General features: G+C 47.7%; 17 protein-coding genes. 14 read left to right on the top strand and 3 right to left on the bottom strand.

Translation table 11 applies throughout. The features are described from left to right. The first annotated feature begins 21 nt into the window (after positions 1–21). Positions 22–774 (top strand): tryptophan-rich sensory protein, encoded by a 753-nt coding sequence (locus ACFSUB_RS08640; protein WP_380712775.1) that lies wholly within the window; start codon positions 22–24, stop codon positions 772–774. A 100-nt stretch (positions 775–874) separates the two neighbouring features. Continuing rightward, positions 875–1027 (top strand): hypothetical protein, encoded by a 153-nt coding sequence (locus ACFSUB_RS08635; RefSeq protein WP_380712774.1) that lies wholly within the window; start codon positions 875–877, stop codon positions 1025–1027. Positions 1028–1203: 176 nt separating this feature from the next. Here ACFSUB_RS08635 and ACFSUB_RS08630 read toward each other — a convergent pair whose 3' ends face one another. Further along, positions 1204–2373 (bottom strand): IS256 family transposase, encoded by a 1170-nt coding sequence (locus ACFSUB_RS08630; RefSeq protein WP_380712773.1) that lies wholly within the window; start codon positions 2371–2373, stop codon positions 1204–1206. 510 nt (positions 2374–2883) lie between these two features. Then, the gene (locus ACFSUB_RS08625; RefSeq protein ID WP_380712772.1) at positions 2884–4095 is read right to left on the bottom strand and encodes an NAD(P)/FAD-dependent oxidoreductase; all 1212 of its coding nucleotides are present in this window, start codon (positions 4093–4095) and stop codon (positions 2884–2886) included. Between the two features lie 241 nt (positions 4096–4336). Between ACFSUB_RS08625 and ACFSUB_RS08620 the strand changes: the two genes are divergently transcribed. The 8 genes from ACFSUB_RS08620 (at position 4337) to ACFSUB_RS08585 (ending at position 13886) form a co-directional block, all read left to right on the top strand. Next, on the top strand, positions 4337–4648 hold the full coding sequence (locus ACFSUB_RS08620) for a PTS sugar transporter subunit IIB (RefSeq protein WP_380712771.1): 312 nt from the start codon (positions 4337–4339) through the stop codon (positions 4646–4648). A 49-nt stretch (positions 4649–4697) separates the two neighbouring features. Beyond that, positions 4698–6002 (top strand): PTS cellobiose transporter subunit IIC, encoded by a 1305-nt coding sequence (gene celB, locus ACFSUB_RS08615; RefSeq protein ID WP_380712770.1) that lies wholly within the window; start codon positions 4698–4700, stop codon positions 6000–6002. Positions 6003–6033: 31 nt separating this feature from the next. Beyond that, on the top strand, positions 6034–6339 hold the full coding sequence (locus ACFSUB_RS08610; protein ID WP_380712769.1) for a PTS lactose/cellobiose transporter subunit IIA: 306 nt from the start codon (positions 6034–6036) through the stop codon (positions 6337–6339). 15 nt (positions 6340–6354) lie between these two features. Then, a complete protein-coding gene (locus ACFSUB_RS08605; protein ID WP_380712768.1) occupies positions 6355–7743 on the top strand; it encodes a glycoside hydrolase family 1 protein in 1389 nt (462 codons plus the stop codon). A gap of 68 nt (positions 7744–7811) precedes the next feature. Next, positions 7812–9746, top strand: a complete 1935-nt coding sequence (locus ACFSUB_RS08600) for a BglG family transcription antiterminator (protein WP_380712767.1) — start codon at positions 7812–7814, stop codon at positions 9744–9746. Positions 9747–9969: 223 nt separating this feature from the next. After that, on the top strand, positions 9970–10989 hold the full coding sequence (locus ACFSUB_RS08595; protein ID WP_380712766.1) for an NADP-dependent oxidoreductase: 1020 nt from the start codon (positions 9970–9972) through the stop codon (positions 10987–10989). Between the two features lie 21 nt (positions 10990–11010). Further along, complete coding sequence (locus ACFSUB_RS08590; protein ID WP_380712765.1) at positions 11011–11952, top strand: aldo/keto reductase; 942 nt, start codon at positions 11011–11013, stop codon at positions 11950–11952. Between the two features lie 341 nt (positions 11953–12293). Continuing rightward, positions 12294–13886 carry a catalase gene (locus ACFSUB_RS08585; protein WP_380712763.1) on the top strand — a complete coding sequence of 531 codons (1593 nt, stop codon included), beginning with the start codon at positions 12294–12296 and terminating at the stop codon, positions 13884–13886. A 164-nt stretch (positions 13887–14050) separates the two neighbouring features. On the opposite strand, the gene ACFSUB_RS08580 is transcribed toward ACFSUB_RS08585, so the two are convergent. Continuing rightward, positions 14051–14857: a ZIP family metal transporter gene (locus tag ACFSUB_RS08580; RefSeq protein ID WP_380712762.1), complete on the bottom strand. Its 807-nt coding sequence runs from the start codon at positions 14855–14857 to the stop codon at positions 14051–14053. 252 nt (positions 14858–15109) lie between these two features. On the opposite strand from ACFSUB_RS08580, the gene ACFSUB_RS08575 reads away from it, so the two are divergent. The 4 genes from ACFSUB_RS08575 (at position 15110) to ACFSUB_RS08560 (ending at position 18807) form a co-directional block, all read left to right on the top strand. Next, positions 15110–16063, top strand: a complete 954-nt coding sequence (locus tag ACFSUB_RS08575) for an ABC transporter permease (protein ID WP_380713222.1) — start codon at positions 15110–15112, stop codon at positions 16061–16063. Next, positions 16053–17003 carry an iron chelate uptake ABC transporter family permease subunit gene (locus tag ACFSUB_RS08570; protein WP_380712761.1) on the top strand — a complete coding sequence of 317 codons (951 nt, stop codon included), beginning with the start codon at positions 16053–16055 and terminating at the stop codon, positions 17001–17003. Before ACFSUB_RS08575 ends, ACFSUB_RS08570 begins: the two co-directional genes overlap by 11 nt. After that, on the top strand, positions 16997–17752 hold the full coding sequence (locus ACFSUB_RS08565) for an iron ABC transporter ATP-binding protein (protein ID WP_380712760.1): 756 nt from the start codon (positions 16997–16999) through the stop codon (positions 17750–17752). Before ACFSUB_RS08570 ends, ACFSUB_RS08565 begins: the two co-directional genes overlap by 7 nt. A 74-nt stretch (positions 17753–17826) precedes the next feature. Continuing rightward, positions 17827–18807, top strand: a complete 981-nt coding sequence (locus tag ACFSUB_RS08560; RefSeq protein ID WP_380712759.1) for a siderophore ABC transporter substrate-binding protein — start codon at positions 17827–17829, stop codon at positions 18805–18807. Positions 18808–19282: the final 475 nt, after the last annotated feature.

Here is a 19282-nt window from a genome sequence, read left to right as displayed (position 1 = left end):
AAAGAAAGGCTGTGACAATCCATGATCCGAATCACGCTTGTTAATCTGTTATTTTTTATTCTCATGATTGCCGTGAACTATTCCTCGGCCACCAATGTAGGCATTACGGCCAACCAGGAACCGGCTTTGATTCAGCCTGCCGGCTACGCTTTTTCCATCTGGGGCCTGATTTATGTTCTGGTGCTCTTATGGATTCTCCGCGCACCGTTTCAGCGCCGGGAGAAGGGGGATATCTACCGGGATACACAGGTGTGGATCCCTATCAACTTCCTCCTGAACAGCGCCTGGATTGTCGCGTTCACGATGGAGTGGATTCTTGTATCGACGCTCGTCATTGTGCTGCTTCTCATTTCCTTAATCCGTATTTATCAGATTATTTACTGGAAACATAAACGGACCGGCTTTGCGCGGCTGCCGTTTTCCATTTACATCGGCTGGGTTTCCGCGGCCACTGTCGTTAACATTTTCACCTGGTTTGTCTGGAATGATATCGTGCCGTTTCTCGGCATGGGGGAAGTAGCCTGGACGGTACTCATGCTTCTCATTCTGGCTGCCGTGGCCGTTGTATTCACCAGAGTGAACCGTGACGTCTGGTATTCCCTCGTCTTCATCTGGGTGTATGCAGCGGTGTTCGTAAAAAATGAACAAAATCTGATTGTATTGACCACCGTCATCGGTATTCTTATCCTTGCCGTCCATCTTGTCATGCAGATCATGTCCCGGCGGAAAGCGAAGAAGAAGCGGGGAATGTCGTCATGGAACACGAGAAGGTAAGAAGACGGGGGTCGCGCATTCCCCGTAACACAGGGAAAAACAAGTTCGAGGGACTCGATGTCCGAAAAAACGCCCGAGGCTGCTGCGGGCGTTTTATTGTATGAGAACACCGGGAAGCCGCGCTTTCACGGAAAAACCCCACCACGGATTCGGCGGCTGCGAAGCCACGGGTCTGAAACGAGTGAACAACAAGTTCGGCTGTTGGAAAAAGCATTTTACCAACTGGGCCAACGGATTGGTTGATGCTGCATAAGCTCAGTTTTTTCATGGACACTACCATCGAAAAATAAGTCAAGCCCCTGATCTTGTGTAAAATATCGTCTACCGTTTTTAACGGGCGCTTCATTTTGAGGTGGTTTTGATGGGAGGGAGGGGGATGGCCTTAAGGCCATCCCCCTCCCTCCCATTTCGCTCGCCGCGTCGCGGGGGTCAGAGTGTGTCGACCAGTCGCCGTTTTTTATGATAAACCTCTGCGTAATCCATTAATACAGCGCCCAATAAGCGATACGCTGATTGACTGTTGGGAAAAATGCGGATGACCCTTTCGCGGCGGCGGAGTTCCTGGTTCAATCGTTCCAGCGAATTGGTGCTCCGAATATAGACATGAACCTTCAGTGGCTCGTTCATATACTGAATCGCATCGTCAAACCCATCTTCCAGTTTATTAATGACGGTTTGAAGTTTGGGGTGATCGTTATACCGTTTCACGAAGTCTTCTTTGAGCTGCCGGGCTTTCTCTGGCGTATCTACATCAAAGATGTGTTTGAGTTCATTTTTTATTTCCCCTATATTTTTCTTCGGCATACCCTGAATAAGATTCTTTTTAAAGTGGACCGTACAGCGCTGCCAGGAGGTTCCGATGAATTCTTTCTGAACTGCTTTTTTTAATCCGGCATGGGCATCGGATATGATAAGGCGCGGAGTCTGCAGTCCCCGCCCTTTCAACTCCTGGAAGAACTCTTTCCAGGCTTCATAACTCTCTTCGTGGCTCACCTTCATCCCCAGGATATCCCGCTTGCCCTTTTCATGGATAGCGGTAGCGATGTAGACCGCTTTGGACACAACCTTACGGTTCTCCCGCACCTTAATATACATGGCATCAACGAAAATGTAGGGGTAATATTCGGTGTTCAAGGGACGATTCGTCCACTGCTGTACAACGGGATCCAGCTTTGCCGTCAGGGTGGATACAAACGATTTCGATACGGTTTCGCCACACATCTGGCGCACCACAGTGTCCACATTCCGCGTGGAGACACCTTGAACGACCATCTCCAGCATCGTTAGGGTGAAAGCCTGATCACAGCGTTTATATTTCTCAAAAACGTCCGTGGAAAATTCTCCATTCCGTGTGCGTGGTACTTTGAGTTGCAGGGAGCCGATATGGGTCATCAGTTCCCGTTCATAGTAGCCGTTTCGGAAATCCTGTCGTTGATCCGATCGTTCATAAGGAGAGACATTTAAGTGCTCATCACGCTCCTTTTCCATATACTCATTCAAAACAAGAACGATCATAGCTTTGTAAATCGATAACAAATCAGAATTCATGACATAGTCTTTTAGCTCGTCCAGATTTAGGTTAAGCTGTAATTGGGACATATTCCATTTCTCCTTTACAATTTTTTGGTGTTAAAAACATTGTAGACGAAATGGAAATGTCCCATTCTTTTTACACAATTATATGGACTTAATCGAAAAATAAATACGTAGTGTCCATGGGACGCTGATATGTGGAAACTATCCTGCGGAAATCAGAAATTAGTGTCCTCCGGCGAAGATCAATAGACACTATCTGCCGGAGCGGCAATCTTAGTGTCCACGGAACCGACGACCCGTTCCGGAATAAACGAATCCAATCTCCAAACACCTCGTTGTTATGCTTTGTAGTGCAGGCAAAGCGGTGAATCATACGCAAAAAATCCCGAACGATTCACAAAAGATAGTTCGGGATTTTTAATTTATTGTTTATGCCGGCCGGCGATTCAGCGGAAGTCGCGGCTTCCTTCCATGCAGCGGCTCGCAGCTGTGTAAATGGCGGCTGCAGCGACGGAAATCAATGATATAATCATGAACCAGTTCTTCATTTTATTCTCCTCCTTCTGTGTTCTTTTAGAAGAAACGGACTTTCCCTTTTTTGAGAATCAGTTTTGGTCCGCCGACGAGGAACAGGTAACGGTTGTCGATGACGTTTTTCATGAGTCGTGCTTTTTTGCCGAACAGCTTGTAGTCATCGAGAATGGTGCCGATGGCGTCGCCTTTCCCAATCGAAGCCACTGTACCTTTGTTATCAAAAACAAAGTTGTTTGTTTCTTTGCCTTGCAGGAGCGCATGGAGGTTCGCAGCACAGGTGTCAGCTTCCTGAATGGCACTTTGGGCGTTGACCGGAAATGGTTTGTCGTTTTCGTGGTCCCATACCCAGGACGTATCGCCAATCATGAATACATTGTCGTAATTTGGTGCGCGGAGGTCATCGCGTGCGTTCACTTTTCCTTTGGTCAGCTCGAAACCGGACTGTCCGACGACAGGGTTTGCCTGAACACCGCCTGTCCAGACGACAGTGCCGGCTTTAATCTCTTCGTTGTCATCGCCGACGATAAAGCTGTCCGGTGTACATTCCTGAATCTTCGTTCCGATACGGAATTCTACGCCGCGGTCTGACAGGTTCTTCTCTGCATACTCAATCAGTTCTTCATCAAAACCAGGAAGAATGGACGGAGCGGCCTCCACATTAATGATGCGGACCGTGGACTGGTCAATGTCGTACTTGCTGCAAAGCTCCGGCACTTTTTCCACCACTTCAGCGAGAAATTCAATGCCGGTGAAACCGGATCCGCCGATAAGTATATTCAGTGCGGTGTCGTCCTCGGTTTCGCCGCTTGCGTATTTGATGAACTGCGATTCAATGTGATGATAAATGGCTTTACTGTTCTCTATGTTCTCAATCTTCCATGCATGCTCGGCAATCCCCGGAATACCGAACGTCGCCGTTTCAAAACCGAGGGATACGACGAGATAATCGTAGGATAATTCGCCGTTTTCGAGAATGACACGCTCATTCTGCGGCTGAAGTTCGGTGACGGTGTCATACACCATCTGCACGCGTTTCGTATCGATCACATCACTGATCATAATCCGGGCGCGGTTTGGGTCAATTGTTCCCGCTGCCACTTCATGCAGCCATGTGGTCTGATAATGATAGTTATGCTTATTGACGAGGACAATGTCCGCTTCCTGCGGCTGCAGCTGCTGGGTGAGGCGTTTTGTCGTCATCATGCCGGCATATCCGGCGCCGACTACGACAATTCTTGGTTTTGTGCTCAAAATGATCACCTTTCTGTGCTGAGATATAAAACCTTACATCCTAAGTCTTGTCCAAAGATTAAAACGTTAACAATTATAACCATCCTCATTATAACAAAAAAGGGGGTAACGTTAAATGTTTCACAAATCCCCCGTCCCTTGTTCTTTAAACGATTTCCGCTTCTTAACGGAAAAAGTATGCGTTTTCATACCGCGCCTTTTCCCATAAACTGAAGATAATCAAAGAAGGAGGAGATGCCCCGTGACAAATATTTTACTGGCGTGCTCTGCCGGCATGTCGACAAGTCTTCTTGTCTCGAAAATGGAGGAAGCGGCTGAAGCAAAAGATATGGATGTTCGTATCTGGGCCGTGGCTCAGGACAAAGCGGAAACGGAAATGGAACAGGCCGATGTGCTGCTGATCGGCCCGCAGATGAGATTCATGAAAAATAAGTATTCCAAAGCAGCAGAAAAAATCGGGATACCGCTCGATGTTATCGATCCTGTCGCATACGGACGGGTTGACGGGGAAGCCGTACTGAACAAGGCGCTGGAACTGATGGATCAGAAATAGAAGGAGAAAAGGGGTGGAGAAATAATATGAAAAACAGGGGGAACGTGTTGTGAATAACAGTAAGTTTATGGACCTGCTGGAACGAATTTTAATGCCTATTGCCGAGAAATTGAATAACAATCGTCATTTGACCGCTTTGCGTGACGGATTTCTGGTCGCCCTGCCACTCATCATTTTCGGATCTATTTTCGTTGTGATCGCGAATCTTCCGTTTCTTGATCAGCTTTTGAGTGAGGAGGCGTATACAGCCTATCAGAATGCGCTGAATCCGGCGTCTGCTGCAACTCTTAGTATTATGGGATTGTTTGTCATTATAGGTATAGGGTATAAACTGGTAGAACATGCCGGAGGGGAAGGAATATACGGCGGTGTTGTATCCCTTGCCGGTTTTCTGATTCTTACCCCGCAGACGGTCGAGGAAACAAGTGGTGTGATTCCGACCGCAAGTATCGGAGCAGAAGGGTTGTTTCTCGGGATACTAACGGCCTTTCTCGGAGCGGAAGTGTACCGGTTTTTTGTGAACCGGGACTGGACGATAAAAATGCCGGCCGGGGTCCCGGGGGCTGTGACCCGTTCATTCAGTGCCCTCATCCCGATTGCGATGACATTATTTCTCTTTCTTATCATCCGTATTCTTTTTGGCTTAACGCCTTTTGATACGGTACAGAATTTCATTTATACCGTTTTGCAGGAACCACTCACCGTACTGGGAGGAGGTCTTCCGGCAACGATCGTGGCGGTACTTCTTATTCAGCTGTTCTGGTTTTTCGGCCTGCACGGTCAGATTCTTGTCAATTCTGTGCTGGATCCGATCTGGTACACGCTGAACAATCAGAACCTTGAAGCTTTTCAGGCCGGAGAAGAACTTCCGAATATTGTGACAAAGCAGTTCATTGATACGTTTATTGTCGGTATCGGCGGATCCGGGATGACACTCGCGGTTATTATCGGTATTTTTCTGATTGGCCGAAGCCGTCAGATGAAACAGGTCGGACGCGTGTCAGCGCCGGCTGGTATTTTCAATGTGAACGAACCGATTATTTTCGGTCTGCCGATTATTATGAATCCTTTGGTGCTTGTGCCCTGGCTGCTTGCACCGGTTGTCGTAGCTGTCGTGGTGTATTTCTCGATGGCAGCAGGGTTTGTGCCGAAACCGGCTGGTGTGATTGTACCGTGGACAACGCCGCCTCTCTTAAGTGGTTTTCTCGCGACCGGAAATGCCTGGCAGGGGGCAGCCATTCAGGTAGTCAGTATGTTTATTGTCTTTTTCATCTGGTGGCCGTTCCTGAAAATCATGGATAAGCAGTATTACGAGTCTGAACAGCAGGAGGACGGCGAAGCATCAAAAGAATAGATAAAGGTGGAAGGCAGGAGGGAAACCAACCATGGAAGAAATAACAGAAACCGCATTTCAGATTATTTTATACGCAGGAAACGGAAAATCAAGCGCGATGGAAGCCATTCAGGAAGCAAAAAAAGATGATTTCAAACGTGCGGATGAGCTGATTGAAGAAGCCGGCACCGAGCTTGGTAAGGCGCACGAATTTCAGACGAGACTGCTTCAGCAGGAAGCAAACGGTGATGACGCACCTCTGAATGTGATGCTCGTTCATTCCCAGGACCATCTCATGACCTCGATGACGGTTCGGGATCTGGCCGTGGAAATTATCGAAATCTACCGCAATAAATAAGGAGGAGCGTTCGACATGACACTTGAATATCGTTTTCCGGAAGGGTTCTGGTGGGGCAGTGCTGTATCTGCCACCCAGATTGAAGGAGCGGCCTTTGAAGGCGGCAAAGGATGGAATATATGGGACTACTGGTATTCCAGAGAGCCGGACCGCTTTTTTGAAGGAGTCGGTCCGGAGGAAACATCTGATTTTTACCACCGGTACAAAGAAGATATTCGTAGAATGAAAGAAATCGGTCATAACACATTCCGGTTCTCGATATCCTGGTCACGCCTCATCCCTGATGGCGACGGGGCAGTAAATGAAGAAGCCGTGATGTTTTACAGCAATGTGATTGATGAGCTGCTTTCCCAGGGAATCGAACCGTTTGTGAATCTGTTCCACTTTGATATGCCGATGGAGATGCAGAAAATCGGCGGCTGGGAGAATCGGTACGTGACCGAGGCCTATACCGCCTTTGCGAAAGAATGTTTCGAGCGGTTCGGGGACAGAGTGTCGACATGGTTTACGTTTAATGAACCGATTGTGCCGGTGGAAGGGGGATATCTGTACGATTTTCACTATCCGAATGTCGTGGATTTTAAGCGGGCGGCGCAGGTGGCCTATCACACGATCATTGCTCACGCCAAAGCGGTGCAGGTATTCCGGTCTATTTCGATGCCGGAAGCAAAAATTGGGATTATCCTGAATCTGACACCGTCGTACCCGAGAAGCAGTAATCCGGCGGATCTACGGGCGTCCCGTATTGCCGATCTGTTTTTTAATCGGAGTTTTCTGGATCCGGCCGTGAAGGGAGACTTTCCCCGGGAACTGCTTGATATTCTCGAGGAACACGGCCAGCTTCCGGAAACGAAAGAAGGCGACAGCAGCCTGATACGGGAAAACACAGCAGATATTCTCGGTATCAACTACTATCAGCCGCGCCGGGTCAAGGCCAAAGAACATCTTCCGAATCCCTATGGTCCTTTCATGATGGATTGGTTTTTTGACATGTACGAGATGCCGGGACGGAAGATGAATCCGTACCGGGGATGGGAAATTTACGAAAAAGGTATCTATGACATTATGATGAATCTGAAAGAAAACTACGGCAATATAGAATCATTTATATCAGAAAACGGGATGGGCGTTCAGAATGAAGAACGGTTTCTGGAAAACGGTCAGATTCAGGATGATTACCGCATCGATTTTATGAAAGGCCATCTGAAATGGCTTCACCAGGCCATTCAGGAAGGGGCCAACGCAAAAGGGTACCACCTATGGTCCTTTATGGATAACTGGTCCTGGATGAATGCGTATAAGAATAGATACGGGTTCTTTGCAGTGGATCTGGATACCAAAGAAAGAACCGCAAAGAAAAGCGCAGACTGGTTTAAAGAAACAGCAGAAAATAACGGATTTTAATAAAGCAGCAAAGAGGAAGGTGCTGACCGTTGTAGTCAGGGCCTTCTTCTAAGGAAAGGAGGGAAGTTATGAATGTACGCTGCATGATGCTTCTCCGTGAGTTTATGGCGGCAGATACCCCGCTTACAAGCAGGTATCTCGCGCATCAAAATGAGGTGACGACGCGGACAACACGAAATGATATCAAACAGCTGAATGACGCGCTTGCCCGTCACGGCGCTGTCATACAAGCCCTGCATGCGAGGGGATATGAACTGCGGATTGATGATGACGACAAGTTCCGCCATTATCTGGAACAGATTTTTCAGGAAGATACAGCGCCGAACCAAATGATGCCGGATGAACCGGAAGAACGGGTGAACTATTTAATGAAGCGCCTGCTGCTGGCAGGGGAATATGTGAAACTGGATGATATGGCAGATGAACTGCTCATCAGCCGCTCCACGATTCAAAATGACATCCGTATCGTCCGGGATATTTTACAGACATATGATATCACCCTCGAGAACCGGCCGAACTACGGGTTGAAAGTCAGCGGCAGCGAAATGAAACTCCGGTTCTGCATGTCTGAGTATGTATTCGACCGCAGTATCAAAAACGAAGCCGCCCGGTTCAACAGCCGGCTGCCGTGGCTGATGAAAGATAACATGAATGAAGTATGGGATATCATCGTGGAAGAAATAAAAGAACACGATATCACCTTGTCAGATATTGCATTAAATAATCTATTTATTCATACGGCCATCACATGCAAACGGGTACAGTCCGGCCACCATATTTCTTTTTACTCGAAAGAATTCGATGAAATCATGGACCAGAAGGAATATGAAGTGGCAGAAACAATTGTGAAAAAAGTGGAACATGCCGTCGGAGTCACATTTCCGGAAGTAGAAATTGCCTACATTGCGATGCACCTGCTTGGTACCAAAATGATTTCTGAAACGAATATGACAGAAGACCGCATCGAAGCAGTCATGGATGAACGTGCCTACTTCCTCACCTCCGCCATACTGGAGGAAGTGGAGGAGAAACTGGACCTTGACGTCCGGCACGACCGGGAATTACAGATCGGCCTCAGTCTCCACTTAAAACCGGCGGTAAACCGGTACCGTTACGGCATGAATATCCGCAATCCACTGCTGGATGATATTAAAGCCAACTATCCCGCTTCCTTTGAAGCGGCGGTGATTGCGGGAATGGTTCTGGAAAAAGAAGAGAACGTCAGCATTGAAGAAAGCGAAATTGGTTATATTGCGCTTCATTTCGGAGCGGCTATGGAACGAAAAAACCTGGAGAAAAAACCGAAACGCTGCATGATCGTCTGTGCTTCGGGAGCAGGCAGTGCCCAGCTGATTTACTACAAACTGCAGGCCCGCTTCGGTTCGCAGCTGGAGCTGGCCGGTACGACAGAGTATTATAATCTTTCCAGCATCCCCCTGCAGGAACTCGATTTTCTTATCAGTACCATTGCGATTCCCGAAGACCTCCCCATTCCTGTCATCCAGGTCAACACCATTCTTGGAGAAGGGGATCTGAAAAAAGTGGAACATGTCGTGTCCCGCGATCAACAGAGAAGCATGCTGGAGTATGTAAAAGATGAACTGATTTTTCTGCAGCAGGATTTGTCTTCAAAGGAAGACGTGCTGCATTTTTTGAGCAGTCAGTTGAAGGAAAAGGGATATACGGAGGAAGGCTTCCTGGAAAAATTATATGAACGCGAGGATGCCGCGCCGACCAGCTTCGGCAACATGACGGCGGTTCCGCATCCCATCACCCCGCAGACAGAAACGACCTTTCTCGCTGTATGCACCCTGCAGAAGCCGATTCTCTGGAACGATAAACGTGTGCAGCTTGTATGCCTGTTAAGCGTGGAAAAAAACAGCCGCCGGGATCTGCAGATACTGTACAAAAGCCTGGGTGCTGTTATTGATGACCTCTCCCTCGTCCAGCAGCTTGTTCACTGCAGCACCAGAAACGAATTCATACGTCTTTTTTTATCCTGAAACGAGGAAGCAGGGGCCGGAAACGGTGCCTGTTTTTTTCATTAAGTAAAAATGAATGCTTCCCAGCATGTTCCGGGTTCACCTCCGCTGCCCTTCTAAGCTGAATACTCCTCGTTTCCCCAACCTTGTGTTTTGTTTAAGGTAAATCGTAATGTTTTACAAAAGGAAAACAGTGGTAGAAAATAGAGGTGTACGTGACATTACTAAAGGGAGATGTGATACCATGCCCGAAACAAATGAAAAAATTCTATTGGCAGAACGCCCGGAAGGTATGCCTTCCCACGACACATTTGACTATCAGGAAGAATCCATTGAGCAACCGCAGGACGGCCAGGTTCTTGTGAAAACGATATACTTATCGGTCGACCCTTACATGCGCGGCCGGATGAGCAGTGCAAAATCTTACGTTGAACCTTTTGAAGTCAACGAAGTCATAAACGGTACTGTCGTCGGCGAAGTGGTGGAATCCAAGTCCAGCCTGTTTGAACCAGGGGACAAAGTGATGGGGATGCTCGGCTGGAGACGATACAATACCATTGAAGATGCGGCAGTCCGCAAAATTGACGACACTATTGCGCCGTTATCCGCCTATCTGGGGATTCTCGGCATCACCGGCTTGACGGCTTATTTCGGCATGCTTGATATCGGAAAACCGGCTGCCGGTGAAACAGTGGTTATCTCCGGGGCAGCCGGCGCTGTCGGCATGGCCGCCGGACAGATCGCTAAGCTTCGCGGGGCCCGCGTTGTCGGTATTGCCGGCACGAATAAGAAGACAGAGTACCTGAAAAATGAACTCGGTTTTGATGAGACGGTGAATTACAATCAGGTGTCTGATCTGACAGCTGCTCTGGAAGAGGCCTGCCCGAAAGGCGTAGACGTCTACTTTGACAACGTCGGAGGTCCGGTGTCGGATGCTGTGATGTCGCAGTTGAACGATTTCGCCCGGATACCGGTCTGCGGCGCGATTTCTTCCTACAACAAAACAGAAGCTGATGTTGGTCCGAGAGTGCAGCCGATTCTTGTGAAGAGCCGGGCCTTGATCCAGGGCTTTATTGTCAGTGATTACGCTCCCCGTTTTCAGGAAGGAAGCGAGAAACTGGCTGCATGGCTGTCCGAAGGAAAATTGACGTATGAAGAAACCATTGTCGAAGGATTTGAGAACGTACCGGACGCATTTCTCGGTTTATTCACCGGCGAAAACCTCGGCAAGCAGCTTGTGAAAGTAAGTGAGCCTTCGAAGTAAACAGGGAAAGGATGATTTGGAATGAAAAAAGAAACAACACTCGGCCGCTCCGATGTTACGGTTCATCCCATTGGAGTCGGAACAAACGCAGTAGGCGGCCACAACATTTATCCGAACCTGGATGAAGAGCAGGGCAAAAAGGTTGTCCACGACGCTCTTGATTATGGGATGAACTTTCTGGATACAGCATACGCTTACGGGATGGGCCGTTCTGAAGAGCTTATCGGCGATGTGATAAAAGAACGCGGAAACCGCCGTGAAGCAGCTATCGCGACAAAAGCAGCCCATTCCTTTAAAGACGGAGAGATGGTTTTCAACAATCATCCTGATTTTCTAAAGCAGGCGGTGGAAGACAGCCTGAAGCGGATGCAGACAGATTACGTGGATCTCTTTTACATTCACTTTCCAGATGAAGACACGCCGAAAGCCGAAGCCGTCGGTGCATTGCAGCGGCTGAGAGAAGAAGGAAAAATCCGCTCCATCGGCGTATCCAATTTCTCCGTCGATCAGCTTAAAGATGCGGATCAGGATGGACACGTTGATGTGATCCAGTCGGAATACAACCTGTTTAAGCGCGGGGCGGAACAGGATATGCTGCCACTCGTACAGGAAAAGGGCATCACGTTTATTCCGTACTTCCCGCTCGCTTCCGGTCTGCTTGCCGGAAAGTATGATCAAAATACAACGTTCGCAGCGGACGACATCCGCGCGGACAGTCCGATGTTCCAGGGAGAAGCGTTCAAAGAGAACCTGGAAAAAGTAGATCAGGTACGCCGCATGGCGGAAAATAAAGGAGCCGGTACGGCTCACGTTGTCCTTGCCTGGTATTTAACAAGAAACGCAGTCGACGCTGTGATCCCCGGTGCCAAACGGCCGGAACAGGTGGTGGATAACCTGAAAACCATCGATGTCCATCTCACGGACGAAGAAACCGCAGAGATTGACCGTATCTTCAAATCATAAGAAGTAAATCCCGGATGCCGACTACGCATCCGGGATTTTTTTGGCCGCAATGTCTGTGGATCAGAGGCGTAGAGTAGTGGTAACAGACAGAATGGCTGACGAAGTGTCTGTAAAAACAGGTTATGGACCATTTTGTCTTATGTTTTCTTCCGAAGTGTCCAGTAAAAAAATGTACTGGACACTTTGCATGTCAACATGTCTGTTATTTCGGTTTTACCGACACTTTCTACAGTAAAATGGTTGTAACGGTGCGCCGTGCACATGCTGATCCGTTCATTTTTTCAACTTTTGTCTGTCATAATCTCAGGCCTCCTGGCAATAATGAAGAAAAGAGGGAGGCGATGTGCATAATGTATGACAAAAACAAGTACCAGCATGAAAAGAAAGAAAATCTGACGAATCGGCAGGGGCACCCGGTCACTGACAACCAGAATACGCGGACTGTAGGAAACCGGGGGCCGACAACCCTTGAAAACTATGATTTTCTTGAAAAGATCAGTCATTTTGACCGGGAGAAAATCCCGGAGCGGATTGTACACGCCCGTGGAGCGGGAGCACATGGTTATTTTGAATCCTACGGCACGGTAGGAAATGAACCGGCATCCAAATACACGAGGGCAAAAGTATTCCAGGAAAAAGGGAAGCAGACGCCTGTGTTTGTGCGGTTTTCGACAGTGAACCACGGCAAGCATTCGCCGGAAACGCTGCGTGACCCGAGGGGGTTTGCGGTGAAATTCTACACCGAAGACGGAATATGGGATCTGGTAGGTAACAACTTGAAGATTTTTTTCATCCGGGATCCAATCAAGTTTCCTGATTTCGTTCATGCTTTTCAGCCGGATCCGGTGACAAACATTCAGGACGGGGAGCGGATCTTTGACTTTATCTCGCAGTCGCCGGAAGCGATGCACATGATTACGTTTTTATTTTCACCGTGGGGGATCCCGGCAGGGTACAGACATATGCAGGGATCGGGGGTGAATACGTACAAATGGGTCAATGAAGAAGGAGAGTCCGTACTGGTGAAGTATCACTGGGAGCCGAAGCAGGGCATCAAGAATCTGGCTCAGGACGAAGCGGACCACATTCAGGGGAAGAATTTCAATCACGCGACCCAGGATCTGTTTGAGGCGATTGATGAGGGCGACTATCCGGAATGGGAATTGTACGTGCAGATTATGAGTGATGAGGAACACGCGGAACTGGATTTTGACCCGCTTGATCCGACGAAGCTATGGTATAAAGATCAGTTTCCGTGGCTTCCGGTCGGTAAAATGGTACTGAACAAGAATCCGGATCATTATTTTGCAGAAGTGGAACAGGCTGCATTCGGGACCGGAGTGCTCGTGGACGGGCTGGACTTTTCGGATGACAAGCTTCTGCAGGGGCGCACGTTTTCCTATTCCGACACCCAGCGGTACCGTGTCGGCACCAACTATCTGCAGCTTCCGATTAATAAACCCCGCAAGGAAACTGTTACAAACCAGCAGAAAGGACAGATGGATTACAGGACGGATTATGCCGGCCCCCGCAACCCGCATATTAACTATGAACCATCGTTCATCGAAGGGTTGAAGGAACAGCATAATCCGGGAACAGAACATGAGCCTTATGTATCGGGGCGTCTGAAACGTGAATCGATCAAGCGTACGAACAACTTCGGCCAGGCTGGTGAAACATACCGCCGTCTCAGTGACTGGGAACAAAATGATTTAATCAACAACCTGGTAACCACCTTGAAAACCTGTCACAGCGGCATTCAGGAACAAATGATCACCCTGTTCCATGAATGTGACGAGGAGTACGGCAAAAGGGTGGCTGAAGGGTTGAAAATGGCGGAGGAAAGCGGAAGCAGCGGTCCGATTGCGACCGATGACAGTGAAGAAGCTGTGATGGAGGCGGAAAAAGCCGGGCATGTTTCGGATCCGTATTAGGAATACGCGCGGGGAGACTCTTTCAGTGGACACTATTCTCCAGTTTCAAGCCGCTGATGGACGCACCTGAAGCCGGAACAGAATCCTCAAAATAAAAACACGCTTTCGATTATCATAAAAGATAGGCGAAAGCGTGTTTTTGTTGTGTTGCTGTAATTCCTTAATCAGCCAAGCGCAACATCCAGTGTCATCATGACGGCAAAGCCGATCATGAGACAGATGGAAGACAGCTGCACGTATCCGCGTTCCTGGGATCCCGGGATAATTTCTTTTGCCACGACAAATATCATAGCTCCGGCAGCAAAACTCAATGCGTAAGGCAGCACCGGTTCAATCATAATAATAGCAAAAGCTCCGATCACGGCCGAAATGGGTTCGACCATCCCCGAGAACTGCCCGTACATAAAGCTCTTTCTCCTCGACATTCCTTCGCGCCGCAGCGGCATCGATACAGCAAGCCCTTCGGGGAAGTTCTGAATCCCGATACCGAGTGCCAGCGCAGCTGCCCCGCCGACAGAAGCGGTCGTAATGTCACCAGCAAGCGCTCCGAACGCGACACCAATGGCGAGTCCTTCCGGTATATTGTGAAGCGTCACCGAAAAGACAAGCAGTGCTGTGCGGTGCTTCGCCTTCACGTTCTTGATTTCAGTAAAATAACGGTCATCGTTCAGCATCGGGAGCATTTTATCGACAAGTAAAAGCAGGGCTCCGCCCAGCAGGAAGCCGATAACAGCCGGTATATAGCCGGGGACACCGCTTTCTTCCGCCCTCTCAATGGCAGGAGAAAGAAGGGACCAGAAGCTGGCTGCAATCATCACCCCGCCTGCAAATCCAAGCATCCCGTCCATGAGGCGGTAGTTGGCTCCTTTGGAAAAAAATACGACGGACGCACCAAGCGCTGTCATCAGCCACGTAAACAATGTAGCCAAAAAAGCCTGCATGACCGGATGCAGCGTTAGAAAATATTCCATTTTTTCTCCACTCCTTTTATGTTGAACTATTCTTATTTTTTTGCCTTCGGTAAACTTTTGAGTTCATGCTACGCTTCCCGGCGGATCATGTCAATTGAAACACAAACAAAATAAACAAGAAGTTATTGACATTAAAAATATAGGTGATAGAATGAGAACTGTTATCAATTAAAATGATAATGATTATCAATTTTAGTTTCTGCGCGCAGATAACAAATGTTCATTCACAGACAAGAGGAAGTATAGGCAATGATGAAAAAACGATACTTGGCAGCCATGCTGCTTGTTCTATCCTTTGCTTCGATTTTTATCGGAGTAACTCCCATATCACCGCTTGATTTGTTTAATCTGACTGAAGATCAGGCCCACACCATGATGGTGAGCCGCCTGCCGCGGCTCGCCAGTATCATAACAGCCGGTATGAGCATGAGCATATGCGGCATGATTATGCAGCAGTTGAGCCATAACAAATTTGTGTCTCCGACAACGGCAGGGACGATGGACTCCGCCCGGCTTGGTATTCTTGTTGCCCTGATGGTATTTACGAATGCGTCACCACTTGAAAAAGCAGCGATTTCGTTTATCTTTGCGCTCGCCGGAACACTCGTGTTCATGAAGATTCTCGAGCGGATCAAATTCAAGGACGCGGTTTTTATTCCGCTTGTCGGGTTAATGTTTGGGAATATTGTAGGTTCGATCACGACGTTTTTTGCTTACAAAAATAATATGATCCAGAATATGTCGTCCTGGCTTCATGGTGATTTCTCCATGATTGTCAGCGGGCAGTACGAATTGATTTATCTTAGTCTTCCGGCTCTTGTGCTTGCTTATTTGTTTGCAAATAAGTTCACCGTGGCGGGTATGGGGGAAGATTTTGCATCTAATCTTGGGCTGGATTACAAAAAAGTCGTGAATATTGGATTAATTGTTGTAGCTGCTGTCACATCTGTTGTTGTTTTAACCGCCGGCATGATTCCATTTCTAGGTCTGGTGGTTCCCAATATCGTCACCATTTTCCAAGGGGACAATCTGCGAAAAAACCTGCCGCATACAGCGCTGCTCGGTTCGGTATTCGTTCTGTTCTGCGATATTTTCGGCAGAGTTATCATTTTTCCTTATGAGATTTCGATTGGTCTGACCGTAGGGGTGATCGGCAGCGGTATCTTTATTTACTTGTTGTTGAGGAGAAAAGCCTATGAGTCATAAGGCCAAATTAATAACACTGACTGTTCTTGCCGTCGTTTCCCTGAGTTTGTTCATGTTTCAGGGAGTGGAAGGGAACTGGAGCTATGTGCTCGAAAGCCGCGGGAAAAAGGTACTGGCTATCAGCCTAACTGGTGCTGCGATTGCTTTTTCCACGGTCGTTTTTCAGACACTGACAAACAACCGGATACTGACACCGAGCATTATAGGACTTGATTCGCTTTATATGCTGATACAGACCGGTATTATTTTCTTTTACGGTTCCGGCTCACTGACCATCGCGAATAAACAGGTGAATTTTCTTCTGTCTGCAGCACTCATGATGATATTTGCCGTACTGTTGTATAAATTTCTTTTCCGCGGCGAAGGACGGAACATATACTTTCTCCTTTTAGTAGGTTTGGTATGCGGGACATTTTTTGAAAGCATTTCGTCGTTTATGCAGATGCTCATTGATCCAAATGAGTTCATGGTTGTGCAGGATCAGATGTTTGCCAGTTTCAACAATGTGCAGACAGAACTGCTGCTCCTGGCGTCAGGCGGAATGATTCTGATGTTTCTCTCTTTTCTGCCTCTTGCGAAATATCTGGATGTTCTTGCACTGGGTAAAGAACATGCCGTGAATCTCGGAGTAAATTACAGTTACGTCGTGAAGCGTCTTTTGCTTATTGTTGTCGTTCTTGTCTCGATTTCAACGGCGCTTGTCGGACCGATCACCTTTCTCGGCCTGCTCGTCGCCAACGTCGCCTATCAGTTTATGAGAACCTACCGGCACAAACTGTTAATCACGGCGTCGATCCTTATCAGCATTATTGCTCTTGCCGGCGGGCAGATGCTGGTCGAGCGTGTATTCAGTTTTTCGACGACTTTGAGTGTCATTGTCAACTTCACCGGCGGTGTCTACTTCATATACCTTTTATTAAAGGAGAATAAAGCATGGTAAATGTAAAAAACATAACGAAAACGTATGGGGATCAGGCGGTTGTCCACGACGTATCAGCAGATATCGAACGTGGTGCCATCACTACATTCATCGGACCTAATGGAGCAGGGAAAAGTACATTGATGTCCATGATCAGCCGATTAATCAAGCGCGACAGTGGAGAGGTTCTGATTGACAATGAAGATGTAACTAACGCCCAATCGAGGGAATTGGCTAAGCAGATAGCAATCCTGAAACAATCCAACCACATGAATGTTCGGCTTACAGTCAAAGAGTTGGTCTCCTTCGGCCGTTTTCCATACTCCCAGGGAAGACTTACGGCAAAGGACCGGGAGCACGTAAACGAAGCGATGTCCTATATGGAACTGGATGAGATGCAGCATAAGTTTCTCGATCAATTGAGCGGTGGACAGAGGCAACGGGCCTTTATTGCGATGGTCATCGCTCAGGATACGGATTATATCCTGCTGGATGAGCCGCTTAATAACCTTGATATGAAACATTCTGTACAGATTATGAAAGTACTCCGCCAATTGGTGGACGATTTTGGTAAAACAGTGGTGCTTGTTATTCACGATATTAACTTTGCATCCTGTTATTCCGACTATATCGTCGCGATGAAAGACGGGGAGGTGTACAAAAAAGGAACAAAAGATGACATCATCGACCGCGGCGTACTGCGGGATATCTATGAACTGGATATGACCATTGAACATATCAATCAGCAGAAAATCTGTGTTTACTTTTAACACAAAAAAGGAGGGCAGCAGCTGCTGTATCGTTTGAATAACTATATTGATTAATAATAAGGGGGAACTATATTATGAAACAATGGAAAACAATGATAGCCGGAGGACTACTCGTTCTCGGGATGACCGCTTGCGGGACGGAAAACAGTGAAGAAGCATCAGGAGAAAGTACAGACACTTCCGGAGATGGAGGAAGCGGGAGTGAAAGTACAGCGGCCGAAGAAGTAACAATTTCCCATGAGATGGGAGAAACCACGGTCGAAAAAAATCCTGAAGATGTCGTTGTATTCGATTATGGAACTCTCGACACGCTCGATACTCTCGGAGTAGAACCGGCAGGACTGCCGCAGTCTACTGTCCCGGAATACTTAAGTAAATACGAAAGTTCGGACTATGAAAACGTTGGAAGTCTCAAGGAACCGGATTTTGAGAAAATTGCAGCGATGGAACCGGATCTTATCCTTATCTCAGGCAGACAACAGAGTGCCTATGAAGAGCTGAGTGATATTGCGCCGACTGTCGACATGTCCGTGGATACCACAAAATACTGGGATTCCTTCACATCAAATGTAGAAAAAATTGGTAATATATTCAATAAAGAAGAGCAGGTGGAAGAAGAACTTGGTTCCATCAGGGATACTATCGACACGTTGAAAGAAGAAGCTTCTTCAGCTGAGGGGGATGCCCTTATTACACTCGCCAACAACGGTGAATTGAGTGTTTACGGTGCCGGATCCCGCTTTGGTATCATCCACGATGAATTCGGGTTTAAACAGGCGGACAAAAATATTGAAACGTCCACCCATGGTCAGAGTGTTTCTTTTGAATATGTAAAAGAAGAAGATCCGGAGTACCTGTTTGTGATTGACCGTTCAGCTGTCGTCGGCGGGGATACTTCCGCCAAGGAAGTAATAGAAAATGAACTGACAGAAGAGACAACAGCGTACAAGAATGATAACATTATCTACTTGAATCCGGAGTACTGGTACATTTCCGGAGGCGGTCTGCAGTCCGTACCGGCTATGGCCGAACAGGCATCTGCCGCTCTCGAATAACATGTAATCATGAAAGAGACCCTCACTGCGGTGGGGGTTTTTTTCATGATGAGGGCGGACCTGTTTTTCTGCCGTTTTTGGGTTATTCTCCAAACGTTAGAGAGCAGGAAATGGATGCGTACAAGCCAAATGTTGTAGTTTACCAGCGGAACAGTGCCATTTACATGCCAAATGAACCGCTATACCAGCCGGATTGCTCGTTACCTGCCAACCATGGTCTGTTACAAGCCAAATCATCCAATTTACATGCGAAACATGCATGATTACCAGCCAATGCTGCATGAGTCACTCTCCAGCCAGACAGTGTTCAATAAGATAAGAAAGAGTCTGGGACAAAAGTAAAATAGGTGGAGGACAACACGAATGTCTTGCGGCGTTGTTCAACAGTCGAATGGTAGCGGAGCCAAAATGCTTCGACTCCTGCTCAGAACAGCACGAGTCACGGGGACCCCGCAGGATGCGGTTTTCTTCCGAG

Origin of the sequence: Salibacterium lacus, from assembly GCF_042684865.1 — a bacterium.
In the GTDB taxonomy this organism is placed as follows: domain Bacteria; phylum Bacillota; class Bacilli; order Bacillales; family Marinococcaceae; genus Salibacterium; species Salibacterium lacus.
Note: the sequence above shows the minus strand (reverse complement) of the source record. Positions and strands in the feature narration are given on the sequence as shown.